Raw genomic sequence first — 25,432 nt, forward strand, 5'->3', positions numbered from 1 at the left:
CTGCCCCCGCGCCCCCGGGATATTTGCTTGAAGAAGAAAGACCGAGCGATGAATGCACTGAAGATCCAGAAGGGCGCATCGAGCCATTCGGCCTATGACCTGCGCGACCCCAACGCCCAGGTCGAGGAAAGCCATACCCTCGCCGTGCTGGTCGAGAACGAGCCGGGCGTGCTGGCGCGCGTGATCGGGCTGTTTTCCGGCCGTGGCTACAACATCGACAGCCTGACCGTGGCCGAGGTTGACCATACCGGCCACCGCTCTCGCATCACCGTGGTGACGCGCGGCACCCCCGCCGTGATCGAGCAGATCAAGGCGCAGCTGGGCCGCATCGTGCCGGTGCACGAGGTCCATGACCTGACGGTCGAGGGGCCCTCGGTCGAGCGCGAGCTGGGCCTCTTCAAGGTGGCCGGCAAGGGCGAGAAGCGGGTCGAGGCGCTGCGCATCGCCGAGATCTTCCGCGCCAACGTGGTCGATTCGACGCTGGAAAGCTTTGTCTTCGAGATGACCGGCACGCCGGCCAAACTCGATGCCTTTGCCGAGCTGATGCAGCCGCTGGGTCTGGCGGACATCGCCCGGACCGGCGTGGCGGCGCTGGCCCGCGGGCTCTGAACGCAAACGGGGGGCGGCTGCCGCGCCCCGCCCCTTCCCGTCATCATTGATGATTGCGCTCTGCGGCTCAGCCGGCCCAGCCCGCGACGCGGCGCAGCCGGTCATCCCGCGCATCCTCGGCTTCGTAGTCCTGATCTACACGCTTGCCGTTCGAGGTGACCAGCCGCAGCGGCGGCTCCTCGCGCGCGGCGTCGCGCAGCACATCGGGCAGTCCGGGGCAATGCTGGGGGCCGATGATCGAGACGGCCCGGGCATGGCGCAGATCGCCGATGGTCTCGAATTCGAGCGACAGAAGATCGCCGGCACAGGGCCATTCACTCTGGCCGATCAGATGTTCCGGTCCCTGAAGATAGGCGAGCGCCCCATGGTCATCGCACCAGATGACGGCTTTCTGCCGCTCGGCGCTGCTCCAAACCACCACGCCAATCATCTGGCGCTCCTTCTTCCTGCGACTGCTGGCGCGCGACCGCGCCGCCGACTGTTTCCATCACGATTGATTGAACCATATGGGCCAGTTCAGCCTGAAGAAAGCGGAATCTGACGCGGAATCCTCAGTTTCTGACCAATCCCGCATCGGGCTGCAGAAAAACCGCATGTGTGTCATTTCGGTCCCACAAGGGGGACCGAAACCACGGGGTCAGCGGGCGCGGCCGCTGGTGTAATCGGCAACGGCGCGATCGACCTGCGCGATGCGGGCGGCGCGCGAGGGGTGCGAGCCGAGGATGCGGTCGCCCGGATCGGGGATGCGCTCGAAGAAGCGGGCGCCGTGGCGCGGGTCATAGCCGGCGTTCAGCGTGATCAGCGCGCCCATGTAATCGGCCTGCAATTCCCATTCCTTCGAGAAGGTGCGGGATGAGATCGAGGCACCGATCTGTTGCGCGGTGCGCACCATCTCGGGGTTGCCGCCGGTATAGCTGCCAAGGATGCTGCCCAGCACCGCCCCGGCCTGCGCAGCGCGGTTCTTCTGGTCCAGGTGGCCGAGGATGTGGTGGCTGGCCTCGTGGCCGACGACGAAGGCCAGCTCGTCCGCGTTCCGGGCCGAGGCGATCAGCGCCAGCGTGAAGCCGATGATCGGGCGGCCGGTCGAATCGACGGTCTGGAAGGCGTTCGGCTCCAGCCCGGCGCGGTCATCGACGACGAACTGGAAATCGCAATTGATCGGCTGGCTGCGGCGCTGCAGGCATTCCCGCTCGACCGCCGGCTCCATCTTGCGCATCACGGTGACGAAGGACCGCGCTGCCGCCGAAGCCGTGTTCGGATGATCGGCCGAAGGCGAGGGGGTGATCGGCACGCTGTCACTGGCCGGCGGCATCACCACGCCGCCCGGAACCGGCGCGCAGGAGGCCAGTCCCAAGGCGGCCCCCAGCGACAGGCCTGTCAATTTCGCGATCTGCATTTCACTGCCCTCGTGCATCGGTCAGCCGTCTCGGCGGCTTTCCGCTGACTTTACCCTCTGCGGACGGGCGCGCAAACCCCCCGGTTGCATCTTATCGACCCGTTCACGCAGCCGTTCACGCGATTGTCGGCCGCGAGGTTGCGCCGATCCGCGGAACCGGATCAGATGGCCGGCAGCAGCGGGCTGCCCGACCCCTGCCCCAGCCAAGGCCAGCGAAGGAAGGAATCACCTGAATGTTCACCATCGAGCATGATTTCGATGCCACCGTCATCACCCTGATCGACGAGGCCGATGCCGGGACCCGCCCGCTGAACGAGGATGTGGTGATCCTGACCTTCGACGACCGGGTGGTGGTCGAGCAGATGACACCCGAGGGCAACGAGGTGGCGCGGATCACCTTCACGCTGGAACAGCTGGAGGAATTGCGCGCGGCGCTGGACCTGCCCGAGGGCAATTACCGGCTGAACCGCGGAGATTAATCCAGCCGGAACTGCTTGTCGCGGCCGGTCGCGCCGCGGATCAGCACCAGCCGGGTCTTGGCCACGCCAAGCGCCTTGGCCAGAAGCTTCTGCACCTCGGCATTGGCGCGCCCGCCCTCGGGCACGGTGGTCACGAGCACCCGGACCCGCCCGACCTCGTCCAGCAACACGGCATTCTTCGCGGCGCGCGGCGTGACGCGCACCGCGATCACCGTGCCGGGAACGGCCAGATGGCTGAGATCGCTCATGCGCCAAGGGTGCAGCGGCGGGGCGCGCGCCCGCAACCCCTGTTCAACCCCCACGGCGCAGCCTACATCACTGCCGAAGTCACGAGGAGAGCCGCATGGACCATCGCAACGACGCCGCATTGGAGTTTCTGGCCCATCGCCGGTCCTATCCGCCGAAACTGCTGCGCGAGCCCGGCCCAGACCGCACCGAGATCGAGCGCCTGCTGACGCTGGCCGCGCGCGTGCCTGACCATGGCAAGCTGGAACCCTGGCGCTTCCTGGTGATCGAGCGGGCGGCGCTGGACCATCTGGCGCCGCTGGTGCGGCAGGAGGCGCTTGCCGCCGGGCAGGATGCCGCCGGGGCCGAGAAGGCCGCAGCGGCCTTTGCCTCGCCGGTCATCGTCGCGGTGATCTCGACCCCGGTGGAAAGTCCGAAAGTGCCGGATTGGGAACAGTTCCTGTCGGCCGGCGCGGTTTGCCTGGGGCTGGTGAACGCGGCGTTGGCTTCCGGCTGGGGGGCGGCCTGGCTGACCGGTCTGGCGGCGCTGAACCCCGGATTCGGCCGCGCCCATCTGGGCCTGCAGGAGGGCGAGAAGATCGTCGGGCTGGTGCATCTGGGCACGCGCGGCGAGACGCCGCCCGAGCGTCCGCGCCCCGACATCGCCGCGAAGACCAGCTACCTCACAGCGGGCGGCGCGGCATGACCTTCACGCGCGCGCTGGCCCTCGGTTGGGCCGATCTGTTCCGCCCGCGCATCCTGTCGCTGCTGCTCACCGGGATCGGGCTGACGCTTCTGCTGTTCGTGGCGCTGCAGGCCGGGGTCTTTGCGCTGGTGCGCGTCTTTACCCCCGGCAGCTTCACCCTGCCCTGGATCGGCACGGTGGTCGATGTCGGCAATGCGCTCTCGTGGTCGTCGCTGGCGCTGTTCCCGCTGATGGGCTTCTTCCTGATGGCCCCGGTCGCCGCCGCCTTCTCGGGGCTGTTCGCCGAGCAGGTTTCGGACCGGGTAGAGCTGATCCATTACCCGAACGATCGCGGGCAAGGCGTTGATTTTCTGGACGGTCTGCTGGAATCGCTCGGCGTGATGGCGGCGGTTCTGGGGGTCGCGATCCTGTCGCTGATCGCCACGCCCTTCCTTGGTCCCTTCGCGCCGGTGCTGTTCTATGCCGCGAACGGCTGGCTGCTGGGGCGCGAGTTCTTCCAGATGGCCGCGCGGCGGCATCTGCAGGCGCCGCAGGCCAATGCGCTGAGGCGCGCGCAGGGCGGCCAGATCACCCTGACCGGGATCGCCATCGCGGTCCTGTTGACGGTGCCGGTGCTGAACATCGCCGTGCCGGTGCTGGCCTCGGCGGTGTTCACCCACCTCTTTCACCTCATACGCCGGTCAGCCGGCCCCAGGCTTCCAGATCCTCGCGGGTGATCACCCCGCCGAGGATGATATAGGCGCAGATGCCCCAGAGTACCGCCGAGATCAGCGTGGACCACAGCATCTTGCGCTTCAGCCGGGGATTGTCGGGCGCACCTGCGGGCGTGCCCGGCACCACCTCGCCCGCCTCGGCCTGACTGCGCTGGCCGATGGGCAAGAGGATGAACAGCACCAGGAACCAGATCACCGCGTAAAGGACGATGCCGCCGGTCAGGTTCATCAGACTTGCTCCAGCTCGATCAGGGTGCCGTTGAAGTCCTTGGGATGCAGGAACAGCACCGGCTTGCCATGGGCGCCGATCTTCGGCTCGCCGGTGCCAAGGACTCGGGCGCCCTCGGATTTCAGCTTGTCGCGGGCGGCGATGATGTCCTCGACCTCGAAGCACATGTGATGGATGCCGCCCGAGGGGTTCTTGTCCAGAAAGCCCTGGATCGGGCTGTTCTCGCCCAGGGGATAAAGCAGTTCGATCTTGGTGTTGGGCAGTTCGATGAAGACCACGGTGACGCCGTGATCGGGCTCGTCCTGCGGCGCGCCGACCTTTGCGCCAAGCGTGTTCTGGTATTGCGCCGAGGCGGCCCCGAGGTCGGGCACGGCAATGGCGACGTGGTTCAGGCGTCCGATCATGATGGTCTCCGCAGGGCCAGGGGCTTTGCGCGTGGTTCTAGGACGGCTGGCCCCGGAGGGAAAGGGAAACAAGGCCGCAGTTAACCTGATATTAGCGATTGGGAGTTTAGGTGGAGCAATGGGAGAATCGCAACGAGGACAAGGTGATGCTGACAGAAGTTGGAAAGGAAACACCGGGACAGGGCCTGCCGCAGTGGAAAATCGACCTGCCGAACCGCCCGCTGACCGGCCTGACGGTGCTGGTGGTCGAGGATTCGCGCTTTGCCAGCGAGGCCGTGCGCCTGCTGTGCCTGCGCTCTGGCGCGCGGATCCGTCGGGCTGATTGCCTGCGCTCGGCCGCGCGGCACCTGCAGACCTATCGCCCCTCGGTGGTGATCGTCGACATGGGTCTGCCCGACGGCAATGGCGCCGACCTGATCCGGCGCATGGTCGCGGCGCATCCGCGCGTGCCGGTGATTCTCGGCATGTCGGGCGATCCCGACAACGAACAGGCGGCGATGGAGGCGGGTGCCAACGGCTTTCTGGCGAAGCCCGTCGAAAGCCTTGCCGCCTTCCAGCAGATGGTGCTGCGTCACCTGCCCGCCGCCGTGCGGCTTGGTGGTCCTCGCCTGCTGCCCGATGACGTGATCGCCCCCGATGCCACGGCGCTGCGCGACGATCTGCTGCATATCGTCGAGGTGATGGCCGCGGCCGAGAATACCGGCGCGGTGGATTACATCGCCGGCTTCCTTGCCGGGCTGGGCCGATCGGCCCATGACCCGGCGCTGGAAGATGCGGCCAACCTGCTGGCACGCGACCATGCCGACGGACGGTCCCTTGCGGCGGATCTGACCCGGATCAGCGGGCTGGTTTACGAGCGGCTGGCGGCGGCAAAGGGGATTTGAGGGGCCGCCCTACCCGTCCACCCGCCCCGGCAGCGCCGCTGCGGTCAGCGCGTTCAGGCTGGCGCGCTGCTGGCCATCCGGATCGAAATTCTGCGGCGAAAGCCAGGTGTCATAGGCCTGTTTCAGCATCGGCCACTCGCTGTCGATGATCGCGAACCAGGCGGTGTCGCGGTTGCGGCCCTTGGTGATCATGTGGTGGCGGAAGGTGCCCTCGTAGGTAAAGCCAAGCCGGATCGCCGCCCGGCGCGAGGGGGCGTTCAGACCGTTGCATTTCCACTCGACCCGGCGATAGCCCGCGTCGAAGGCCCAGCCCACCATCAGCATCAGCGCCTCGCTGGCCGCAGCCGTGCGCTGCAGCGGCGGCGACAGCTGGATATGGCCGATCTCGATGACGCCATTGGCAATGTCGATCCTGAGATAGGAGGCCACGCCCAGCACAAGGTCCGAGGTCAGATCGCGGATGGCGTAGAAACAGGGGTCAGCGGATGCCGCCATGGCAGCCTGCCAGTCGCGGTAATCCTCAACCCGCGCGAAGGGCCCATAGCCCAGGTAATCCCAGACCTGATCGCCGCCCCGGTTGGCGGTGAAAAGGTCGGCGGCATGGCGCGAAGGGTCCAGCCGCTCCAGCCGGACGAAACGGCCATCGATGCTGGCAGGTCCCGGCGGCGGTGGCGGGGTGAAGGCGGACAGGGCGTCGCCCAGGGGGCGGGGATCGGTCGGCATGGGCGCATCCTCGGGCAATCGGCTCAGGCCAGAATGCGCGGATCGTCCCCCATGTCCAGACCCGGAAAGATGCTGGTCTCCAGCTGGTTGCGCGGGATGCCATAGAGGCCCGCCATGGCCCAGGCCGCATGGGCGCGCACGTCGCGCAGGGGCATCAGGTCGCGCCCGGCATAAAGATCGCCCTCGCCCAGCCCCGGCCAGTCGCCGATGACCCGGCCGCCGCGGATCGCGCCCCCCGCCATCAGCATCGCGCCGCCGGTGCCGTGATCGGTCCCGTTCGAGCCGTTCTGCCGCGCGGTGCGGCCAAACTCGGTCATCGCCAGCACCGTGGTCCTGCCCCAGTTCGCCCCCAGCCCCTCGCGCAGCGCAAGGATCGCATCCGACAGCCGGGTCATCGCCTTGCCGATCACGGCAGGCTGGTTGGCATGGCTGTCCCATCCGGCGACCGAGAAGCTGGCGATCCGGGTCTCGCCGTTCAGCCGCGTGGCGGCGAAACGCCCCAGCCCGGCGGCATCGGCGCGGCTGCGGCGCTCGGGCTGCATGGTATCGGCAGCGATCTGGTTCGCCTCTGCCGCCGCGTCGCGGAACAGCGCATCCTCGTGATAGACGTGATCCAGCAGCAGCTGCGCCTGCGGCGACAGCTCCAGCTCGGCATCGGGCGCCCAGCTGCGCGCCGGCGCCTTGCCCGAGAGGATCAGCATCTCCTCGACGCCCACCGAATAGGCGGTCTCGGAAATTGCCCCCGGCATCGCCTGCAACAGCCTGTTCAGCCAGCCGCCCTGGCGGAAGCGCACCGGCAGGTCATTGCCGGTTCCCGCCTCCAGAAGGTCCTGCCCGTCGAAATGGCTGCGCTTGTCGCGGTAGGGGGTCGAGACCGCCGGCACGAAGCCCAGTTCGCCCGCCTGCCACAGCGGGTAAAGCGCCGAGAGGCCCGGATGCAGCGCATAGAAGCCGTCGAGATCCAGCGCGCCTTTGGCCGGCCCCATCGCCAGCGTCGGGCGAAGCCGTGCCAGTTCCGGGTCGCCATAGGGCTGCAGCACATCCAACCCGTCCATCGCCCCGCGCAGGATGATGACGACCAGCCGGTTCTCGCCCGGGGCCGCGGCAAAGCTCATGCTGCTGAGCAAGGGATGGGCGGCGGCGGAACAGCCGATCAGGGCGGTGGATTTCAGAAACAGCCGGCGGCTCAGCATGATCGCCCCCTATCGCCTGTTGAAGTCGTTCGAGGCCAGCACCATCGCCACCCCCTCGCGCGCCGATTCCGCCTTGGGAACGGCCCAGTTCAGCGCCTCGCCGGCGGTCGACCCCAGCGCCGTCCGCAGGAAATCACGCGGGTCGGGTAGCGTCTCGAGCAGCCGCGCGGGCTGCTTCAGCGAGAATTCGATCCGCGCCGCCAGACCCTGTGGGGTGATCCAGTCGGCGGCCGGCTCGGCCCAGCCATCGGGACCGACCGGCTGGTACCAGGGCTGACCCATCCGGGCCAGCGCCGCGCCGAGATCGTTCCTGATCCGGCGCGGTTCGATGGCAAGGATCGCCTGCCCCGGCACCCCAAGCGCGCGCAGGGCGCTGGCGACATAGTCGAAGGGCTGGCGCACCTTCTGGCGGAACCGGGCGGCCAGATCGGGATGGCTGACCAGCACGGCATAGACCTGCGACAGATCGCCGCCGCTCTCGCGCCAGATCGCGCTCAGGTCATCCACCAGCGCCGGGCTGGGCTCGTCGGCGACGAAATGCACCGCCAGCTTGCGCGCAAGGTGGCGGGCAGTGTCGGGATGGCGCGCCAGATCGGTCAGCACCGCATGGATATCCTCGATCCGCGCCGGCTCCTCGCCGCCATAGCTGCGGCCCAGCACGGTTTCGGCCCCCGGCTCGGCCCAGTTCTTCAGGAACAGCTCGTCGGTCTTGGGCCGAAACACCAGCCCGGTCAGCAATTCCGCCAGTTGCCGCACATCGTCCTGGTCATAGCCCGCATCGACGCCAAGCGTGTGCAACTCGATCGTCTCGCGGGCGAGGTTCTCGTTCAGGCCCATCTTGCGGTTCGGGTTGTTTCGCGCAGCGCGGGAATTGGGCCCGATCGAGCGTCCCTGGTCGAGGTAGCGCAGCATCATCGGATGGGTGTTGGCGGCGATCAGCATCGCCTCGAACCGGCCACCGAGATGCGGCCGGATGGCCTCGTCGATGAAGGCCAATCGCAGATGGTGGGTATTCGTGGCAAGGGATCGGGTGGTAAAGTGATCGGACCAGAACTGAACCAGCCGCTCGCCGAAACCGGCGGGGGCATCCACGGCACGGGCCAACCGCTGCTGCAACTCGACCATCGGAATCAGCGCCAACTCGCGGTTCAGGGCGCGAAACTCTGCCTGCCCCTCGCTGCCGCTGTCCATGCGGTTCCGGCCAAGGGCCGAATGCCGGTTCATCGTTTCCCGCGCCTGATCCAGCGTCACCGCATCGGGTCCGGGTGCGGCAGCGGCCACGCTGTCCAGCACCTCGCCCGGGGTCTCGGGCGGCGGCATCAGCGGCGACAGACCGAAGCCCAGCCTTATGGCCGCAAGTTCGGGAAAGGAAACCGACATCTCTGACCATCAACACAAAACGCCGGAGGCAACGCCCCCGGCATCTTATCGCATGTCCCGCGCGGGGATGTCAGATCACTCTTTCGGCAGGGCGCGCAGACGCAGTTCGCGCATCTGTTCGTTGGTGGGTTCGCTCGGCGCGCCCATCATCAGGTCCTCGGCCCGCTGGTTCATCGGGAACATGATGACCTGACGGATGTTCACCTCGTCGGCCAGCAGCATCACGATCCGGTCGATCCCGGCGGCGCAGCCCCCGTGCGGCGGGGCGCCATAGCGGAAGGCCTTGACCATGCCGCCAAAGCGCTTTTCCACCTCGTCATGGCCATAGCCCGCCAGTTCGAAGGCCTTGAACATGATCTCGGGCTTGTGGTTGCGGATCGCGCCCGAAATCAGCTCGTAGCCGTTGCAGGCCAGATCGTATTGATAGCCCTTCACTGCCAGCGGATCGCCGTTCAACGCCTCGAGACCGCCCTGCGGCATCGAGAAGGGGTTGTGCGAAAAGTCGATCTTGCCCTCATCGGTCTTCTCGTACATCGGGAAATCGACGATCCAGGCGAATTTGAACTGGTTTTCCTGCGTGAGCCCCAACTCGCGGCCAATCTCGTTCCGGGCGCGGCCGGCGACGGGTTCGAACTGTTCGGCCTTGCCACCAAGGAAGAAGGCGGCATCGCCCTCGCCCAGACCCAGTTGCAGGCGGATCGCCTCGGTCGGCTCCGCCCCCAACGCCTTGGCGATCGGGCCAGCGGCCTCGGTCGAGCCATCCTCGGCCTTGCGCCAGAAGATATAACCCATGCCCGGCAGGCCCTCTTTCTGGGCGAAGGCGTTCATCCGGTCGGCGAACTTGCGGCTACCGCCGGTCGGCGCGGGAATGGCGCGGACCTCGGTGCCCTCCTGTTCCAGCAGCTTGGCGAAGATGCCAAAGCCCGAGCCGCGGAAGTGATCGCTGACGTCCTGCATCTCGATCGGGTTGCGCAGGTCGGGTTTGTCGCTGCCGTATTTCTTCAGCGCCTCGGCATAGGGGATGCGCGGCCAGTTGGCATCGACCGGGCGACCATTGCCGAATTCCTCGAACAGGCCCTGGATGACCGGCTGGATGGTGTTGAAGACATCCTCCTGCTCGACAAAGGACATCTCGACGTCGAGCTGGTAGAAATCGGTGGGCGAGCGGTCGGCGCGCGGATCCTCGTCGCGGAAGCAGGGCGCGATCTGGAAATAGCGGTCGAACCCCGCCACCATGATCAGCTGCTTGAACTGCTGGGGGGCCTGCGGCAGGGCATAGAACTTGCCCGGATGCAGGCGCGAGGGCACGAGGAAGTCGCGCGCGCCCTCGGGCGACGACGCGGTGATGATCGGCGTCTGGAACTCGGTGAAGCCCTGATCCCACATGCGGTTGCGGATCGAGCGGACGACCTTCGAGCGCAGCATGATGTTCTGGTGCAGGCTTTCGCGGCGCAGGTCGAGGAAGCGATAGGCGAGGCGGGTTTCCTCGGGATATTCCTGGTCGCCGAAGACCGGCAGCGGCAGCTCGTCGGCGGGGCCGAGGACTTCCAGCCCGGTGGCATAGACCTCGATCTCGCCGGTCGGCAGCTTGGGGTTGATCAGGCTGGCATCGCGCAACTTGACGCGGCCATCGACGCGGATGACGGTCTCGGCCTTCAGCTTCTCCATCACGGCAAAGGCCGGGCTGTCGCTGTCGGCGATGACCTGGGTCATGCCGTAATGGTCGCGCAGGTCGACGAACAGCACGCCCCCATGATCGCGCACCCGATGAACCCAGCCCGACAGGCGGATGGTTTCCCCGGCATTGGCGGCGGTCAGTTCGGCGCAGGTATGGCTGCGATAGGCGTGCATGGCGGACCTCTTTCGTTCAGCCCCTGCTCAAAGCGCGGCGCGGGGCGGAAGTCAAGCGCGCGGCTGCCAAAGTTCGATCGGATTGCCCTCGGGATCGTGGATTCGCGCGAAATTCCCGACCTCGCTGTCCCATTCCTCGGGCCGGGTCTCGACCGCGATGCCGGCCACCTGCAACCGGGCCATCATGCCGGCCAGATCGTCCACACGCAGGTTCAACAGCCATTGCCGGTCGGCGGGGAAATAGTCGGTATCCTGCCGGAAGGGCGCAAGGATGGTCGGACCCGCCGCCTGCTGCCACGGCCCCTCGCCCCGCCAGCCGATGCCCAGGTGCCGGTCATACCAGGCGGCCAGCGCCTCGGGATCGCGGGCGCGGAAGAAGAAGCCGCCGATTCCGGTTATCTGCGCCATGCCCCTGCCCCCTCAGAACGGCCGCACCACGTTGCCGCTGTAGAAGTAATAGCCCATGCCGACCGCGAACAGCATGTTGCCCGCGACCGCGTGCAGCATCCATGCGGCGGGGAAGCCGTGGCGCAGATAGGCACGGGCAAAGAACCAGCCGCCGATGAAGGTCATGATCGCCACGATCCAGGACCAGTACATCAGGTGGGCAAAGGAAAACACCGCCGCATTGACGGCGATGCCCGCCTTGCCCTGCGGCAGAAGCGCGCCATAGCGATGGAAGAACAGCGGCCTGAAGATCAGTTCCTGCGGCAGCGCCGACAGGATCGGGTAGAGCGCCCAGATCAGCAGCAGGAATTCCGGCCGGGTGCGCAGGATGCCGAACAGCGCCTCGGGGCGCGAGATGGACAGGATCACCACCCCCGCGACCAGCGTGGCCAGCGCGATCCCGGCGATCTCGTGCCAGGGCATCCGCCGGCCCCGGATCAGGTTGCGCCACTGGAATCCGCCGGTGCGCCACAGAAGCACGAGGCCCGCGAGGCTGAAGAGGAACAGCGCCGTGAACATCCGCTCGGGCGGCAGGCAGAGGGCAATGGCCAGCGGCGCCCCGATATAGAGCGCCGCGAATTCGACCCAAAGCCAGCGTCGCGAGCCTATCGCGACAGATGCGTCTGCAGCCATCTTGCCCAATCCGCGCTCGACCCGGCGAAGGCGTTCAGGTCCACGTCGCCGCGGATGCCCGGAACGATGCCGGTGCCGGTATATTGCCAGAAGGTCCAGTTCTGACCGGGATAGCGCGCGCGGGGATGATCGGCAACCGAGCGCAACCAGAACTCGGCCCGCATCGTGCCCAGCTGGTTGTCCTTGTAAAAATCGACCGTGGTATAGATCAGCGGGCGCTGGCCGTAATACTGTCCGACGATCTGCATGAAGATCTCGGCCTCGCGCTTGATCTCCTGCGGCGGCGGGCGGCGCGGACAGGTGCGCGAGTTGGTCCATTCCAGATCGATGACCGGCGGCAGAGCGCCGCGTTCACGCGGGACGTTGCGGATGAACCACGCCGCCTGTTCGGCGCCTGAGCGGCAGAAGTAGAAATAGTGATAGGCGCCGCGCGGGATGCGGGCCGCACCCGCCTCGCGCCAGTAGCGCTGGAAGTTGGGGTCGCTGTGATCGCCACCCTCGGTCGCCTTGATGAAGGCAAAGCTGATCCCGGCGCCGCGCACCTGCGCCCAGTTGATGTCACCCTGCCAGCGCGAGATGTCGATGCCGTGGACCTGCTGGCCATAGGGATGACCCGAGCGCCAGACATGCGGATCGCTGTCGCCCAGCTGCGGCGTATTGCCGCCGACATAGACGGCCCCGCCGCCTCCGCCGCGCGACGGCGTTCGGCCACAGCTGACGACCACCGTCACCAGCATCATGGCTATGATCAGTTTTACAAGAAATTTCATTGCTGCCCCGAAACACTGCTCTGCTTTTTTTCCACTTATCGCAAAGCCGTGAACAAAAGTCACCGGGCCGTGTCGGTCACGACTGCGTCAGAACGGTGAAAGGCAGGGGGCGAAGAGCGAGCGCTGGCCCGTGGGTGGGCGCCCGAGCGGCTCGTCTGCGCGCTTTATGGCGCCAAGTCCCTCTCTTGCCGGAACTCGGGACCAGCCGCACCAAAGCGCCTACCCGCCCGTACGGGCAGGCGCTCGCCCGGCGGCGCGATGCGCCTTGTTCCGGGCGGGGTCTGTGGTTCGGCACTCAGCCCCGGTCCGGCACCAGTTTCCCCGGGTTGAGGATGTTGTTCGGGTCCAGCGCCGCCTTGATGACGCCCATGACCGCCCAGGCCTCGCCATGCTCCTCGGCCATCAGCGCGCGCTTGCCGATGCCGACGCCATGCTCGCCGCTGATCGTGCCGCCGACGGCCAGCGCCCGCTCGGCCATCCGCCGGGCCAGCGCCTTCGCACGCTTCAACTCATCCTCGTTGCCCGGCTCGACCAGCAGGGCCGAGTGGAAATTGCCGTCGCCCACATGGCCGAGGATCGGGCCGACCATGCCGTCGGCGGCAATATCCTCATGCGCGGCGGCGACGGCTTCGGCCAGTTTCGACATCGGCACACAGATATCCGTCACCATCGCCGTGCTGCCCGGACGCACCGACAGCTGCGCCGGATAGGCCTGGTGGCGCATCTTCCACAGCGCGTTCCGTTCCTCGGGCGTCGCCGCCCATTGGAAACCCTGCCCGCCGAATTCCTCGGCCAGCGCGCCGAAGCTTTCGGCATCGGCGGCGACACTGGCCTCGCTGCCGTTGAACTCGATCAGCAGATGCGGCTGTTCGGGGAAATCGCGCTTGGCATAGCTGTTGAAGGCGCGGACCGAGACCTCGTCGATGAACTCGATCCGGGCCATCGGGATGCCCGACTGGATGGTGGCGGTGACGCAATCGACCGCCCCCTCCAGCGTCGGGAAGGCGCAGACGGCGGCGGCGATCTTCTCGGGCTGACCATGCAGGCGCAGGGTCAGTTCGGTGATGATCCCCAGCGTTCCTTCCGAGCCGACCATCAGCGCCGTCAGGTCATAGCCGGCACTGGATTTCGCCGCCCGCGTGCCGGTGCGGATGACCCGGCCATCGGCCAGCACCACCTCGAGCGCCAGGACATTGTCGCGCATGGTGCCATAGCGCACAGCCGTCGTGCCGCTGGCCCGCGTGGCGGCCATGCCGCCAAGGCTCGCATTGGCGCCCGGATCGACCGGGAAGAACAGCCCGGTGGCGCGCAGTTCGGTGTTCAGCTCCTCGCGCGTCAACCCGGGCTGGATCGAGACCTGCATGTCCTCGGCCCGGATCTCCAGCACCTTGTTCATCCGGCTCATGTCCAGCGTGATCCCGCCCTTCACCGCCAGCGCGTGACCTTCCAGCGAGGTGCCGGTGCCCCAGCCGATCACCGGCACCAGATGCGCATTGCAGAGCCTGAGGATCGCCGAGACCTCTTCGGTCGTCTCGGGCCAGGCCACCGCATCGGGCGGCGGCGCGCTGTGATAGCTTTCCGAGGCGCCATGCTGGTCGCGGTCGACCTGGGTGACAGAGAGCCGCGCACCCAACAGGGACTGCAATTCGGCAAGGACGGAATCGGGGATCGGCATCACACAACCTCTGATAGGAGGATTGCAGCCTATCGCGCCCCGTGGGGATGGGAAAGCGCCCCTGCCACTGTCATAATTCCTGCATGAAGCTGACATCTTCATGTCATGCAGGGGAACTAGCCTTGCATCAGGTTCGTTTCAGGGTTGTGAGGCAAGGAACTGTTCCGCAATGACATCTGAACGTATCAGCCAGTTCTCTCATCCGGTCGAATGGCGCAGCGGCTATCGCATTGCGCCCGGTCTGCGTGCCGAATTGCCGGCCCGGGCCGAGCGTGCCTTTGTCACGCTGGTGACGAATGCCGATTACCTTCCCGGGGCCGAGGCGCTGGTCCGCTCGCTGAGGTTGTCGGGCACCGATGCCGACATCGCGGTGATGCACCGCCACATCCCGGCCGAGGGGCTGGCGCGGCTCAGGGCGCTTGGCGCGCGGCTGATCGAGGCCGATCTTCTGCCCACAAGCGAGGGGTTCGACGCGCTGCACGCCCGCGATGCGCTGCACGCCCGCGCCGCCTTCACCCGCGGCAGCAAGCCCGATTTCCACACGCCGCTCGACAACTTCGTCAAGCTGCGGCTGTGGCAGCTGGATTACGCGCGCTGCGTCTTCATTGATGCCGATGCGGTGGTGCTGCGCCCGGTGGACAAGCTCTTCGACTTTCCCGAATTCTGCGCCGCGCCGAATGTCTATGACGGGCTGGACGGGTTCCACCGGATGAATTCCGGCGTCTTCACCGCCCGCCCCGATGCCGAGACCTTCCGCCGGATGCTGGCGCGTCTGGACCGGCCCGGCCTCTTCTGGCCGCGCACAGACCAGACCTTCCTGCAGGAGTATTTCCCCGACTGGCACGGCCTGCCGATCCAGTACAACCTCTTGCAATATGTTTGGATGAACCTTCCCGACCTGTGGAGCTGGGACGACATCCACATCCTGCATTTCCAGTATGAAAAGCCCTGGGACGATCACGCCAAATCGGCCGAACTGGCACCGCTGATCGCGCTGTGGCGGCAGATTGCCGAGGGAGGGCCGATCCCGGACCTCGCCGCCCAGCAGCGCCCCGCCGCGTGAAAGGCGCGCGATGCGGATCGCGCTGACCGGGGCCAGCGGCATCGTCGGCGGGTTCATGGCCCATGCAGTCCGCGCTGGCGGTCACGATCTGAACCCCCTGCCCGGCTACCGGCTTGGCGATGCGCCGGACCTCTCGGGCCATGACGCGCTGATCCATGCGGCCTTCGCCCATGCGCCGGGCCGCTATCGCGGTGGCGAGGGTGATGATCCCGAGGGGTTTCGGCGGCTGAACCTCGACGGATCTCTGCGCCTGTTCCGGGCGGCGGTGGAGGCGGGCGTGTCGCGGATCGTGTTCCTGTCCTCGCGGGCGGTGCATGACGGGCATCCAGCCGCAACGCGGCTGACCGACGACCTGCCGCCCGCGCCGACCAATCTCTATGGCGAGGTGAAGGCAGAGGCCGAGACGGCCCTGCGCGCTCTGCCACTGCACACGGTCTCGCTGCGCGCGACCGGCGTCTATGGCCCCGGCAAGGCGAACAAATGGCACGGGCTTTTCGCCGATTACCTGGCCGGGCGCCCGGTGCCTTCCCGCGTGGCGACCGAGGTTCATGGCGATGACATGGCTTCCGCCGCGCTCTTGGCGCTGCGGCCCGAAGCGCCCGCTACGCTGAACGTCAGCGATCTGGTGCTGGACCGTCACGACCTTCTGGCCGAGGTCGCCCGCCTGACCGGCTGCCGTCACCCGCCGCCGCCCCGCGCCGATGCCTCTGCCCTGCGGATTGCCGATTGCAGCGGGCTCATGGCGCTCGGCTGGCGGCCCGGCGGCATGGATTTGTTGCGCGCCACCCTGCCAAGCCTGCTGGACCAACGCGCCGATCTGTGATTCGCTGGTCCCTCAAGGGGATGGAGCGATGAGTTCAGGCAAGCGCAGCTGGATCGTCAGGGGCTGGCATTATGCCATCGGCCGCAGCCGCCATGCGATGCGGGTGATGCTGGAACATGGCCCGAACAAGCTGGAATTCTGGTTTCTGGCGCTGCTGATCGGGGTCGGCGCGGGCTTCGCCGCGCTGGGGTTCCGGCTGGGGATCAGCGCCCTGCAACGCACCATCTATGGCGCCGATGACCTGACACTGGCTAGCGCGGGGGCGCATCTGCCCTGGTATTGGGTGCTGGTGGTGCCGATCATCGGCGGCTTTGTCGTGGGCGTGATCCTTGACCGCTTCACCCCCGACGGGCGCGTGCGCTCGGTGCCCGACGTGATCGAAGGGGCGGCGCTGGATGGCGGGCGAGTCGAGGTCAAGGCGGGGCTGGCCTCGGCGGCGGCCTCGCTGATTACCCTGGGCTCGGGCGGCAGTTCCGGGCGCGAGGGGCCGGTCGTGCATCTGGCGGGCGTCATCTCGACGCTGGTCGCCAGCCGCATCAAGGCCAGCCCGATGACCGGGCGCGATCTGCTGGGCTGCGCCGTCGCCGGTGCCGTCGCCGCCAGCTTCAACGCGCCGATCGCCGGCGCGCTGTTCGCGCATGAAGTGGTGCTGCGCCATTTCGCCATCCATTCCTTCGCCCCCATCGCCATTGCCGCCGTGGCGGGCACGGTCATCAACCGGCTGGAATTCGGCGGGCTGACCGAGTTCACCCTGACCCAGCAAGCCTCGCTGGCCTTCAACGTCGAGCTGCCGGCCTTCATGCTGCTGGGCCTCGTCTCGGCGCTGGTCGCCGCCGCGCTGATGAAGGCGGTGCTCAGCGCCGATGCACTTGGCAATCACCTGATGTCCGGGCGCAGCTGGCCGCGCTGGATCAGGCCGACGGTGGCGGGCGGGTTGCTGGGGCTGATCGCCATCCCCTTCCCGCATATCATCGGCGTCGGCTACGAGACCACATCGGCGGCGCTTCAGGGACGCATCGGATTGTCCGAGGCGGTGATCTTTGCCGTGGTCAAGGCGGTGGCCGTGGCGATCACCCTTGGCGGGCGCATGGGCGGGGGCATCTTCTCGCCGGCGCTGGTCATGGGCTCGCTGACCGGGCTGGCCTTTGGCATCGTCGCCACCGGCATCCTGCCCGATGTGTCGGGCTCGGTGAACCTCTATGCGCTGGCGGGCATGGGCGCCGTGGGTGCGGCGGTGCTGGGCGCGCCCATTTCAACCGCGCTGATCGTCTTCGAGATGACCGGCGACTGGCAGACCGGAATCGCGGTGATGACCGCCGTGTCGCTGTCCTCGGCGCTGGCCTCGCGGCTGGTGCATCGGTCCTTCTTCCTGACGCAGCTTGAAAACCGCGGCGTCCGCATTGCCGAGGGGCCGCAGGTCTGGCTGCCGCAGAAGATGCGCATCACCGCCATCCTGCGCCCGATTACGGCCGAGAACGCCCCGCCCGCCGATTTGGTCCGCAATCTGGTCGCCACCGGCAAGGCGCTCACCGAGGGGATGCGGCTCTACCAGGCGCTGGCCGAGTTCGAGCGCACGGGTGCCGCCTTCCTGCCGGTGATCCGCCCGCCCGAGGAGGCAGACCAGGGCGACGACCCCGACAGCCTGCCCGATCCCGAGATCCTCGGCGTTGTCTATCACGTTGATGCGCTGCGGGCGCTCAATCAGGCACTGGCCGAGGCGGCGGCGGAAGAGCATGGATAGGCGCGCGGTTCACCAGAATTAACTTATATAAACTTGACCTGTTACTGCCTCGGAAACAATCTCGTTACCGGAAAGTATATTTTTACTTTCCGTGTTTCATTTGGTTTGGAGTTTCTCTTATGCATAAATCGATCATCGCACTTGCCTTCAGTGCCATCCTGGCGACCGGACCGGCAATGGCGTCCTATTCGCCGGAAACCGGGCAAGTTCCGCAAGCCAGCCTCGACATCGTCGAAACCGTGGACGCGGCGACCGTTCCCGCCGCAGATGGCACGATGCAGCTCGCCATTGCCTGGAATGGCTGCTCTGACCCCTGGTATTATCGCAGCGGGTGGCAGGTGCTGGCTGAACTGATCTGGGACGTCTGCGGATAATAAAGGAAAAACCCCGGCCATGTCTGGCCGGGGTTCGATTCACTGTCCCGTCGTGAACGACGTCAATTCAGGCGGCGCGCCACTTCTTCGATGGCGTCGTCGATACCGGCCGAGCGCTGGCCCGAGGCCACCTGCTTGCCGAGGATGTCCGAGGCGGCGGCAACCGCCGTCTGCACGGCGCGATCGCGGACCGCGCGCACGGCATCGCTTTCGGCGCTGGAGATCTGGTCCTCGGCCGCCTTCAGGCGACGGGCGATCGACAGTTTCAGATCGGACTGGGCCTTGGCGGCCTGGGCTTCCGCCTCGCGCTTGGCATTGGCGATGATCTCGTCAGCCTGGGTCTTCACCTCGCGCTGGCGGCGCTCGTAGCTGGCATAGATCTCCTGCGCTTCTTCACGCAGGCGCTTGGCCTCGTCCAGATCGGCACGGATGCCGTCGGCACGCTTGTCGAGCATCCCACCGATGATCGAGGGCACCTTCATGTAGATCAGGATGCCGACGAAGATCAGGAAGGCGATGGTGACGATGAAGTCGGTGTTCTTCAGCGAAAAGAACGGACCGGTCGCGGCAAAGGCCGGGCTGGCCGACAGAGCCAGAAGGGCAGCAGTCAGTTTCTTCATTGCCGAACCCCCTTCAGGCGGCTGTCCACCGCGCCATCGATCTGTGCCTGATCGGCATTGCCACCGAAGATGCGGACCAGTTCGGCCGTGACATCCTTGGCAACCGTCTGCGCGTCGGCCTGGGCCGAGTCGCGGATCTGGCCGATACGCTTTTCCGATTCCACCGTGCGGGCGGCGATCTCGGCATCGGCATCGGCGATGGCGGCATCCAGAACCTTCTGGATCTCGGCCTTGTTCGCCGCGACGATCTTCTGCGCCTCGCTGCGGGCCTCGGCCAGCGCCGCGTCATAGGCGGCTTCGGCGTCCTTGGCCTTCTGCTTGAATTCCTCGGCCGCCATCAGATCGCCGGTGATGGCGCCCTGACGGTCCGACAGGACCGAAGCGATGCGAGGCAGGGCAATGCGCGACATCACCCAGTAAAGGATCAGCATGGTGACCACGAGCCAGAAGATCTGGTTCGGGAAGGTGCTGAAATCCAGCTGCGGCATACCCGAGCTGGCGGCTTCGGCCCCCTGCGCAGCAGCGGCTTCCGCCCCGTGCGCCGCAGCGTCGGCCCCCTGCGCAGCCGCGTCGACCGCGCGGCCGGCAACGTCTTCGCTATGTTCGGCCGCAGTATTGGCGGCCTCTTGCAACAGGCTGATCATGTCCTACCCCTTGGCCTTGAAGGTCACGATGGGATGGGGGCGCGGATCACGCACACCCCATCCCGCCGCAAGGATGAGGCTGGATCAGACTGCGAACATCAGCAGAAGCGCGACGAGGAACGCGAAGATCCCCAGAGCTTCCGCGAAGGCGATGCCGATGAACAGCGTCGCGGTCTGGCCAGCGGCGGCCGACGGGTTGCGCAGGGCGCCCGACAGGAAGTTACCGGCAACGTTGCCCACACCGACGGCGGCAGCGCCCGAACCGATAGCAGCAAGACCGGCACCGATGTACTGACCCAGCTCTGCGATATTCCCTTCCATGAGATGTCTCCTTGCGGTTGGAAGTTGTGAATGAGGGTGAATGTCCCGACGATCCGGCCTCAGTGGCCCGGATGCAGCGCGTCCTTCAGATAGACACAGGTCAGGATGGTAAAGACATAGGCCTGGATGAAGGCCACCAGCACCTCGAGCCCGTACATGGCGGTGACCGCCAGGATCGAGACGGGCGAGACCAGCGCCAGCGCGGCGAAGCCCGCGAAAACCTTGATCACGGCGTGACCGGCCATCATGTTGCCGGCAAGTCGGATTGAGTGGCTGACTGGGCGGACGAAGTAGCTGATGACTTCGATCACCGCCAGCACCGGGCGCAGCACCAAGGGCGCCGACGTGACCCAGAAGAGGCCGAGGAAATGGGTGCCGTTCTTCACGAAGCCGATCACCGTCACGCTGATGAACACCGCCAGCGCCAGAACGGCCGTCACGGCGATATGCGAGGTCACGGTAAAGGCTTTCGGCAAGAGGCCCAGCATGTTCGCGAAGACGATGAACAGGAACAGGCACATGATATACGGGAAGTATTTCAGCCCGTCCTTGCCGACCACGTCACCGACCATCTTGTGGACCATGCCATAGCCCAGCTCGGCGATGGACTGAACCCGGTTCGGCACGATGGCGCGGCCACGGGTGCCCATGACGAAGAGCGCGATGATCGCGAGGAGGATGATCCCCATCCACAGCGTCACGTTGGTGGGCGTATACCACTGGACTGGACCGTCGCCGAACAACGGCTTGACGATGAACTGCTCCATCGGGTGGAATTCCAGCCCTGTGCTTTCGCCCTGCGCTTCGGTCGCCACGTCAGCCCCTCTCGTCCTTCTCGGCCGCTTCGGCCGGTTGTTCCGTCTCGCCGGCCGCTCGGACCGACCGCTCGCCCAGTTCGGCCGCGGTGCGCATCATGGTTTTGACGCCGGCCGCGAAGCCGAGGAATATGAACAGGATCAGCATCAACGGCATGGTGCCGAACAGCTTATCCAACCCGAACCCGATGCCGAAACCGAGACCAAGCCCCGCCACCAGCTCGATCACCATGCGCCAGGCAAGGTGCGCCTGATCATGGGATGCCATTGGCTTCGGCCCGTCATCGATCCGCGTTTTCTTGGCCAGCCGCTCCTCGAAGTCGCGTAGCCGGGCGGCATCTTTCGCCCTCTCCGCATCTTCCAGGGGCCCTTCGGCCATGTCTCACGCCCTCGTTACAGGTTGGCCGGGTGATAGGGGCTGGAGCCGCCCGAGTCAAGCAAGCTGCGGAAGATCGCAAGTAACTGAATTTGCTGTGATTTGAAAAACGCCTCAGGCCGGAAACCGCGCTTGCATTCGGGAAGTGGCGCGGCGATAGTCAACCGCCCGGTTAAGCATCAGCGACCAGATGAGCCTTCAGATCGACCCTCTCGACCAGATTTTCGCTGCCCTCGCCGACCCGACTCGGCGGCGGGTGCTGTCGATGCTCTTGGAAGACGACATGGCGGTCAGCGATGTGGCCGAGCCCTTCCAGATGAGCCTTGCGGCGATCTCGAAGCACCTGGCGGTGCTGGCCGCCGCCGGCCTGATCCGGCAGGAGCGGCGCGGGCGGATCACCTGGTGCAAGCTGGAACCCGCCGGAATGCGCGCGGCCTCGATCTGGATGCAGGGTTTCGGCCAGTTCGATCCGGTCGATCTTGACGATTTCGAGCGTTTTCTGGAAATCGAGATGGCGGATTGGGCCGAGGACAAGGGAAACGATGATGACGAGTAAGCCAGACATCCTCTGCATCGGGGCGATGCTCTGGGACGTGATCGGGCGGTCCACCCGCCCGATGCAGGCCGGCCATGACGTGCCGGGCCGGATCGCCCATATCCCGGGCGGCGTGGCGCTGAACGTCGCCATCGCGCTGGCCCGTCGCGGGATGCGGCCTGCGGTGCTGTCCGCCGTCGGGACGGAACCCGAGGGCGATGCGCTGGTGGCGCAATCCGTCCGGCTGGGGGTCGTGGTCGAGCACATCCTGCGCGACCCGGACCTGCCGACCGACTGCTATATGGCGGTCGAGGACAATGCCGGGCTGGTCGCCGCCATTGCCGACGCTCATTCGCTCGAGGCCGCGGGCGATCGCATCCTCGCGCCGCTCGATGGCGTGCTGAAGGGCTGGGGTGGCCCGGTGGTGCTGGATGGCAACCTGACCGAACGCCTTCTCGCGCAGATGTCGGCGGATCCGCGTCTGGCAAAGGCCGATCTGCGCGTGGTCCCGGCCAGTCCCGGCAAGGCCGAGCGGCTGGCCCCGCTGATCGCCGCCGGGCGCGGTTGCTTCTACCTGAACCGGCTGGAGGGCGAGATCCTTGCCGGTATCCCCTGCGCCGATGCGGTCACGGCGGCCGAGGCGGTGGTGGCGCGGGGCGCGCGCCGGGTCATCGTCACCGATGGCGGCGAGCGTGTGGCCGATGCCATGGCCGGCCAGCCCACCCTGACCGCCACGCCCCCCGCCGTCCGGATCGCCCGGATCACCGGCGCGGGCGACTGTTTCCTCGCCGCGCATCTGGTGGCCGAACAGGCCGGCGCGGCGCGCGAGGCGGCGCTGATGGCCGCGACGCAGGCCGCCGCCGCCCATGTCGCGGGCAAGGACCTGCCCTGACTGCCGCACGCGCTTGCCAGAGGCGCCGCATCATGGCACCAGCCCCCGAGCAGCAGACGGAGCCAGCCCGATGACCCAAGCCCCCCTTTCCTACTCGCCCGAGGTTCAGGCCGCGCTCGATGCCGGCCAGCCGGTCGTGGCGCTGGAATCGACGATCATCACCCACGGCATGCCCTGGCCCGACAACCTGGACATGGCGCGCAAGGTCGAGGCGGCGATCCGCGAGGGCGGGGCCGTGCCCGCCACCATCGCCATCATGGGCGGACGCATCCATATCGGCATGGACGATGCCGCGCTGGAGGCGCTGGCGAAAACCCCGCCCGCCGAGGTGATGAAGCTGAGCCGCGCCGATCTGGCCGTCTGCATCGCCAATGGCCGCACCGGCGCGACCACCGTGGCCGCGACGATGATCTGCGCTGCACTGGCCGGCATCCGGGTCTTTGCCACCGGCGGCATCGGCGGCGTGCATCGCGGGGCGGAGCTGAGCTTCGACATCAGCGCCGACCTGCAGGAACTGGCAATCAGCCCTGTGACCGTGGTGGCGGCAGGGGCCAAGGCCATTCTTGATCTGCCGAAGACGCTCGAGGTGCTGGAAACGCTCGGCGTGCCGGTCATCGCCTATGGGCAGGACGACTTCCCGGCCTTCTGGTCGCGCAAATCGGGCCTTGCCGCGCCGCTGCGGATGGACGATCCGGCCCAGATCGCTGCCGCCGCCGAGATGCGTGCGGCCCTTGGCCTGCCCGGCGGGCAGCTGGTGGCGAACCCGATCCCCGAGGGCGACGAGATCGCCGCCGCGGTCATCAACCCGGTGATCGAACAGGCGCTGGCCGAGGCCGCCGAGCAGGGCATCGCCGCGAAATCGGTGACGCCGTTCCTTCTGTCGCGCATCTTCGAGCTGACCGAGGGCCGCTCGCTGGCCTCGAACATCGCGCTGGTGCTGAACAACGCCCGGCTGGCGGCGCGGATTGCCGCCGCCATGCGCTGAAAGGCGCGTTAACCGTCACCAGCCTTTCACTTGACCGGCGGCGCGAATCGCGGGCTGATGGCGGCGTTCTTTTCCGCTGGACATCATGCGCCATCCCGACGACCTGCCGCCGCTGCACCCGAATCCCGCGCCCCTGCGCAAGCCCGGACCCGTCGCCGCCCTGCGCGCCTCGTTCCTGACCGGGCTGGTGGTGGTGGCGCCCATCGGCATCACCGTCTGGCTGATCTGGACCCTGACCGGCTGGATGGACAGCTGGGTGCTGCCGATGATCCCGGAACGCTGGCGGCCCGAACAATGGATCGGCATCCCGCTGCGCGGCGTGGGCGTCGTGGTGTTCCTGCTGGTCACCATCCTGATCGGTTGGGCGGCCAAGGGCTGGTTCGGGCGTTCACTGATCCGCACCGGAGAGCGCATCGTCGACCGCATGCCCATCGTCCGTTCGGTCTATGGCGGGGTGAAGCAGATCGCCGAGACCATCCTGTCGCAGAACGAGGCGCGCTTTGACCGCGCCTGCCTGATTGAATATCCGCGCAAAGGGTTGTGGGGCATCGGCTTCGTCGCCGGCCCGGCCAAGGGCGAGCTGGCCACCGCCACGCAACGCGAGATGCTGGCGGTGTTCCTGCCGACCACACCCAACCCGACCTCGGGTTTCCTGCTCTATGTGCCGGCGGAGGATGTGCATGTGCTGGACATGAGCATCGAGGACGCGGCCAAGCTGATCATCTCGGCCGGGCTGGTCTACCCGGCCGGTCAGGCGGCAAAGGATCAGGAAAACAGCGCCGGCAAATCCACCGTGTCCTGATTGTTCAGCGCATCGGCGTGGTCCGCAAGGAACGCGTCCGCCGCCACCTGTCCCGCCGCCCGCATCCGGTCCAGCATCTGCGGGTTGGGCAGCAGCTTCGAGCGCGCGTTCAGGTCGTTCATCAGCACGTCGTCCATGATCATGTGGATCAGCGGGTTCTTCATCTGCCGGTCATTGATCCGCTGTTCGGCCCAGAGCTTCTTGACGAAGTTGATGGCGCGCAACTCGCGCAGCAGGCTGCTGTTGAAGCTGACCTCGTTGATCCGGTCCTGGATCTCGGCCGGCGTCTTCGGCAGTGCCTCGCGCGTCATCGGGTTGATGTTCACGATGACGATGTCGCGCGGCAGGGCGGGCGCGAACAGCGGGTAAAGCGCCGGGTTGCCGGAATAGCCGCCATCCCAATAGGCCTCGCGCCGCCCGGTCTTGGCGTCATCGATCTCGACCGCGCGGAACAGCGTGGGCAGGCAGGCCGAAGCCGTCACCGCCTCGCAGGTCGCCTCGGTCCCGGTAAAGACCCGGATGCGGCCGGTTCGGACATTGGTGGCGTTGATGAAGAGACGCGGCCCGCCCTCGCCCCAGAAGACCGGATGCGGCATGGATTTCAGGATCGGCAATAGCGGGTTGGAATAGAGCGGCCCGTAATCATAGGGGCTGAACACCCGGGTCATCCCCTCCAGCCAGGCGGCGGGGGTGAACAACTCGGCCCAACGCTGCATCCCGCGCGGCACCATCATGTTCGAGCTGAGCCAGCGGATCATGCGGTTGTCGCTGACCTGGCTCACGTTTTCCCAGATATAGGTCAGGTTCTTCTTGGCCGCCTTGCGCCCGGCCCGGCTGTTGCCAAGCGCCAGCCCGGCCTTGACCGCCGCGCCGTTCAGCGCCCCGGCCGAGGTGCCGCTGATGCCGTCGACGATCAGCCAGTCCTCGTCCAGCAAGCGGTCCAGCACGCCCCAGGCAAAGGCCCCGTGCGCACCGCCGCCCTGCAGCGCCAGATTGATGTGTTTCGGTTCCAAATCAGATACCTGCCTCTATTTTGCAGGCGCAGCATAGCAAAGCGCGACAGGCTTTGCACGGCGTTGCTGATCCCCCCCCATCACGGCGCCGCGTCATATCGCCCGGATGTG

Annotated in this window: 32 protein-coding genes; 13 read left to right on the plus strand and 19 right to left on the minus strand. The window is 66.9% G+C overall.

Annotation, left to right across the window (positions count from 1 at the left end):
• Positions 1–48 precede the first annotated feature (48 nt).
• A complete protein-coding gene (gene ilvN, locus Q1A36_RS03855) occupies positions 49–609 on the plus strand; it encodes an acetolactate synthase small subunit (protein ID WP_101751940.1) in 561 nt (186 codons plus the stop codon).
• Positions 610–676: 67 nt separating this feature from the next.
• Here ilvN and Q1A36_RS03860 read toward each other — a convergent pair whose 3' ends face one another.
• Together Q1A36_RS03860 and Q1A36_RS03865 are read right to left on the minus strand one after the other, a co-directional pair.
• Complete coding sequence (locus tag Q1A36_RS03860) at positions 677–1,039, minus strand: hypothetical protein (protein WP_299840026.1); 363 nt, start codon at positions 1,037–1,039, stop codon at positions 677–679.
• A 207-nt stretch (positions 1,040–1,246) separates the two neighbouring features.
• Positions 1,247–2,005: a M48 family metalloprotease gene (locus tag Q1A36_RS03865; protein ID WP_299840029.1), complete on the minus strand. Its 759-nt coding sequence runs from the start codon at positions 2,003–2,005 to the stop codon at positions 1,247–1,249.
• A gap of 233 nt (positions 2,006–2,238) precedes the next feature.
• Here Q1A36_RS03865 and Q1A36_RS03870 point away from each other — a divergent pair, with 233 nt between their 5' ends.
• The gene (locus tag Q1A36_RS03870; RefSeq protein WP_299840031.1) at positions 2,239–2,484 is read left to right on the plus strand and encodes a hypothetical protein; all 246 of its coding nucleotides are present in this window, start codon (positions 2,239–2,241) and stop codon (positions 2,482–2,484) included.
• On the opposite strand, the gene Q1A36_RS03875 is transcribed toward Q1A36_RS03870, so the two are convergent.
• Complete coding sequence (locus Q1A36_RS03875) at positions 2,481–2,732, minus strand: DUF167 domain-containing protein (protein ID WP_299840034.1); 252 nt, start codon at positions 2,730–2,732, stop codon at positions 2,481–2,483. The genes Q1A36_RS03870 and Q1A36_RS03875 overlap by 4 nt on opposite strands.
• 95 nt (positions 2,733–2,827) lie before the next feature.
• Here Q1A36_RS03875 and Q1A36_RS03880 point away from each other — a divergent pair, with 95 nt between their 5' ends.
• Together Q1A36_RS03880 and Q1A36_RS03885 are read left to right on the plus strand one after the other, a co-directional pair.
• On the plus strand, positions 2,828–3,415 hold the full coding sequence (locus tag Q1A36_RS03880) for a nitroreductase (protein WP_299840037.1): 588 nt from the start codon (positions 2,828–2,830) through the stop codon (positions 3,413–3,415).
• Positions 3,412–4,131, plus strand: coding sequence for an EI24 domain-containing protein (locus Q1A36_RS03885; protein WP_299840040.1), 720 nt, complete (start codon positions 3,412–3,414; stop codon positions 4,129–4,131). Before Q1A36_RS03880 ends, Q1A36_RS03885 begins: the two co-directional genes overlap by 4 nt.
• Here the strand turns inward: Q1A36_RS03885 and Q1A36_RS03890 are convergent.
• Positions 4,085–4,357 carry a DUF1467 family protein gene (locus Q1A36_RS03890; protein WP_101751946.1) on the minus strand — a complete coding sequence of 91 codons (273 nt, stop codon included), beginning with the start codon at positions 4,355–4,357 and terminating at the stop codon, positions 4,085–4,087. The two genes, Q1A36_RS03885 and Q1A36_RS03890, sit on opposite strands and share 47 nt — an antisense overlap.
• Complete coding sequence (gene mce / locus Q1A36_RS03895; RefSeq protein WP_299840045.1) at positions 4,357–4,761, minus strand: methylmalonyl-CoA epimerase; 405 nt, start codon at positions 4,759–4,761, stop codon at positions 4,357–4,359. The genes Q1A36_RS03890 and mce overlap by 1 nt, the downstream gene beginning before the upstream one ends.
• 146 nt (positions 4,762–4,907) lie before the next feature.
• Here mce and Q1A36_RS03900 point away from each other — a divergent pair, with 146 nt between their 5' ends.
• Complete coding sequence (locus tag Q1A36_RS03900; RefSeq protein ID WP_299840048.1) at positions 4,908–5,645, plus strand: response regulator; 738 nt, start codon at positions 4,908–4,910, stop codon at positions 5,643–5,645.
• 9 nt (positions 5,646–5,654) lie between these two features.
• Here the strand turns inward: Q1A36_RS03900 and Q1A36_RS03905 are convergent, their stop codons facing one another.
• From Q1A36_RS03905 to Q1A36_RS03940, 8 genes are all read right to left on the minus strand, one after another.
• Positions 5,655–6,368 carry a GNAT family protein gene (locus tag Q1A36_RS03905; protein ID WP_299840051.1) on the minus strand — a complete coding sequence of 238 codons (714 nt, stop codon included), beginning with the start codon at positions 6,366–6,368 and terminating at the stop codon, positions 5,655–5,657.
• Between the two features lie 23 nt (positions 6,369–6,391).
• Positions 6,392–7,561, minus strand: coding sequence for a DUF1501 domain-containing protein (locus Q1A36_RS03910; protein ID WP_299840053.1), 1,170 nt, complete (start codon positions 7,559–7,561; stop codon positions 6,392–6,394).
• A gap of 9 nt (positions 7,562–7,570) precedes the next feature.
• Positions 7,571–8,941 (minus strand): DUF1800 domain-containing protein, encoded by a 1,371-nt coding sequence (locus Q1A36_RS03915; RefSeq protein WP_299840056.1) that lies wholly within the window; start codon positions 8,939–8,941, stop codon positions 7,571–7,573.
• A 75-nt stretch (positions 8,942–9,016) separates the two neighbouring features.
• A complete protein-coding gene (gene aspS / locus Q1A36_RS03920) occupies positions 9,017–10,792 on the minus strand; it encodes an aspartate--tRNA ligase (protein ID WP_299840059.1) in 1,776 nt (591 codons plus the stop codon).
• 51 nt (positions 10,793–10,843) lie between these two features.
• A complete protein-coding gene (locus Q1A36_RS03925) occupies positions 10,844–11,200 on the minus strand; it encodes a VOC family protein (protein WP_299840061.1) in 357 nt (118 codons plus the stop codon).
• A 12-nt stretch (positions 11,201–11,212) separates the two neighbouring features.
• Complete coding sequence (locus Q1A36_RS03930; protein WP_299840064.1) at positions 11,213–11,872, minus strand: CPBP family intramembrane glutamic endopeptidase; 660 nt, start codon at positions 11,870–11,872, stop codon at positions 11,213–11,215.
• Complete coding sequence (locus tag Q1A36_RS03935; protein ID WP_299840067.1) at positions 11,845–12,642, minus strand: GH25 family lysozyme; 798 nt, start codon at positions 12,640–12,642, stop codon at positions 11,845–11,847. Before Q1A36_RS03935 ends, Q1A36_RS03930 begins: the two co-directional genes overlap by 28 nt.
• Positions 12,643–12,937: 295 nt before the next feature.
• Entirely contained in the window at positions 12,938–14,317 is a 1,380-nt protein-coding gene (locus tag Q1A36_RS03940) for an FAD-linked oxidase C-terminal domain-containing protein (protein ID WP_299840070.1), read from the minus strand.
• Positions 14,318–14,486: 169 nt separating this feature from the next.
• Here Q1A36_RS03940 and Q1A36_RS03945 point away from each other — a divergent pair, with 169 nt between their 5' ends.
• The 4 genes from Q1A36_RS03945 (at position 14,487) to Q1A36_RS03960 (ending at position 18,318) form a co-directional block, all read left to right on the plus strand.
• The gene (locus Q1A36_RS03945) at positions 14,487–15,380 is read left to right on the plus strand and encodes a glycosyltransferase family 8 protein (protein ID WP_299840073.1); all 894 of its coding nucleotides are present in this window, start codon (positions 14,487–14,489) and stop codon (positions 15,378–15,380) included.
• A 10-nt stretch (positions 15,381–15,390) separates the two neighbouring features.
• Positions 15,391–16,203 carry an NAD(P)-dependent oxidoreductase gene (locus Q1A36_RS03950; RefSeq protein WP_299840076.1) on the plus strand — a complete coding sequence of 271 codons (813 nt, stop codon included), beginning with the start codon at positions 15,391–15,393 and terminating at the stop codon, positions 16,201–16,203.
• 97 nt (positions 16,204–16,300) lie between these two features.
• Positions 16,301–17,944: a chloride channel protein gene (locus Q1A36_RS03955; RefSeq protein WP_299840494.1), complete on the plus strand. Its 1,644-nt coding sequence runs from the start codon at positions 16,301–16,303 to the stop codon at positions 17,942–17,944.
• A 119-nt stretch (positions 17,945–18,063) separates the two neighbouring features.
• Positions 18,064–18,318 carry a hypothetical protein gene (locus Q1A36_RS03960; protein ID WP_299840079.1) on the plus strand — a complete coding sequence of 85 codons (255 nt, stop codon included), beginning with the start codon at positions 18,064–18,066 and terminating at the stop codon, positions 18,316–18,318.
• Positions 18,319–18,380: 62 nt separating this feature from the next.
• Here the strand turns inward: Q1A36_RS03960 and Q1A36_RS03965 are convergent, their stop codons facing one another.
• The 5 genes from Q1A36_RS03965 to Q1A36_RS03985 form a co-directional block, all read right to left on the minus strand.
• Entirely contained in the window at positions 18,381–18,938 is a 558-nt protein-coding gene (locus Q1A36_RS03965; RefSeq protein WP_299840082.1) for a F0F1 ATP synthase subunit B, read from the minus strand.
• Entirely contained in the window at positions 18,935–19,582 is a 648-nt protein-coding gene (locus tag Q1A36_RS03970) for a F0F1 ATP synthase subunit B' (RefSeq protein WP_299840085.1), read from the minus strand. Before Q1A36_RS03970 ends, Q1A36_RS03965 begins: the two co-directional genes overlap by 4 nt.
• Positions 19,583–19,666: 84 nt before the next feature.
• The gene (locus tag Q1A36_RS03975; protein WP_101751961.1) at positions 19,667–19,903 is read right to left on the minus strand and encodes a F0F1 ATP synthase subunit C; all 237 of its coding nucleotides are present in this window, start codon (positions 19,901–19,903) and stop codon (positions 19,667–19,669) included.
• Between the two features lie 59 nt (positions 19,904–19,962).
• Positions 19,963–20,718, minus strand: a complete 756-nt coding sequence (locus tag Q1A36_RS03980) for a F0F1 ATP synthase subunit A (RefSeq protein WP_299840090.1) — start codon at positions 20,716–20,718, stop codon at positions 19,963–19,965.
• Between the two features lies 1 nt (position 20,719).
• Complete coding sequence (locus Q1A36_RS03985) at positions 20,720–21,097, minus strand: AtpZ/AtpI family protein (protein WP_299840092.1); 378 nt, start codon at positions 21,095–21,097, stop codon at positions 20,720–20,722.
• Positions 21,098–21,284: 187 nt separating this feature from the next.
• On the opposite strand from Q1A36_RS03985, the gene Q1A36_RS03990 reads away from it, so the two are divergent.
• The 4 genes from Q1A36_RS03990 (at position 21,285) to Q1A36_RS04005 (ending at position 24,308) form a co-directional block, all read left to right on the plus strand.
• Positions 21,285–21,650: a metalloregulator ArsR/SmtB family transcription factor gene (locus tag Q1A36_RS03990; RefSeq protein ID WP_101751963.1), complete on the plus strand. Its 366-nt coding sequence runs from the start codon at positions 21,285–21,287 to the stop codon at positions 21,648–21,650.
• Entirely contained in the window at positions 21,640–22,521 is an 882-nt protein-coding gene (locus tag Q1A36_RS03995; protein ID WP_299840098.1) for a PfkB family carbohydrate kinase, read from the plus strand. Before Q1A36_RS03990 ends, Q1A36_RS03995 begins: the two co-directional genes overlap by 11 nt.
• A 70-nt stretch (positions 22,522–22,591) precedes the next feature.
• Positions 22,592–23,506, plus strand: coding sequence for a pseudouridine-5'-phosphate glycosidase (locus Q1A36_RS04000; protein WP_299840101.1), 915 nt, complete (start codon positions 22,592–22,594; stop codon positions 23,504–23,506).
• Between the two features lie 85 nt (positions 23,507–23,591).
• Positions 23,592–24,308 carry a DUF502 domain-containing protein gene (locus Q1A36_RS04005; protein ID WP_101751965.1) on the plus strand — a complete coding sequence of 239 codons (717 nt, stop codon included), beginning with the start codon at positions 23,592–23,594 and terminating at the stop codon, positions 24,306–24,308.
• On the opposite strand, the gene Q1A36_RS04010 is transcribed toward Q1A36_RS04005, so the two are convergent.
• Entirely contained in the window at positions 24,272–25,321 is a 1,050-nt protein-coding gene (locus tag Q1A36_RS04010) for a patatin-like phospholipase family protein (protein WP_299840107.1), read from the minus strand. The two genes, Q1A36_RS04005 and Q1A36_RS04010, sit on opposite strands and share 37 nt — an antisense overlap.
• Between the last annotated feature and the right edge of the window lie 111 nt (positions 25,322–25,432).

The sequence above is a fragment of the uncultured Paracoccus sp. genome (assembly GCF_947487305.1).
In the GTDB taxonomy this organism is placed as follows: Bacteria; Pseudomonadota; Alphaproteobacteria; order Rhodobacterales; family Rhodobacteraceae; genus Paracoccus.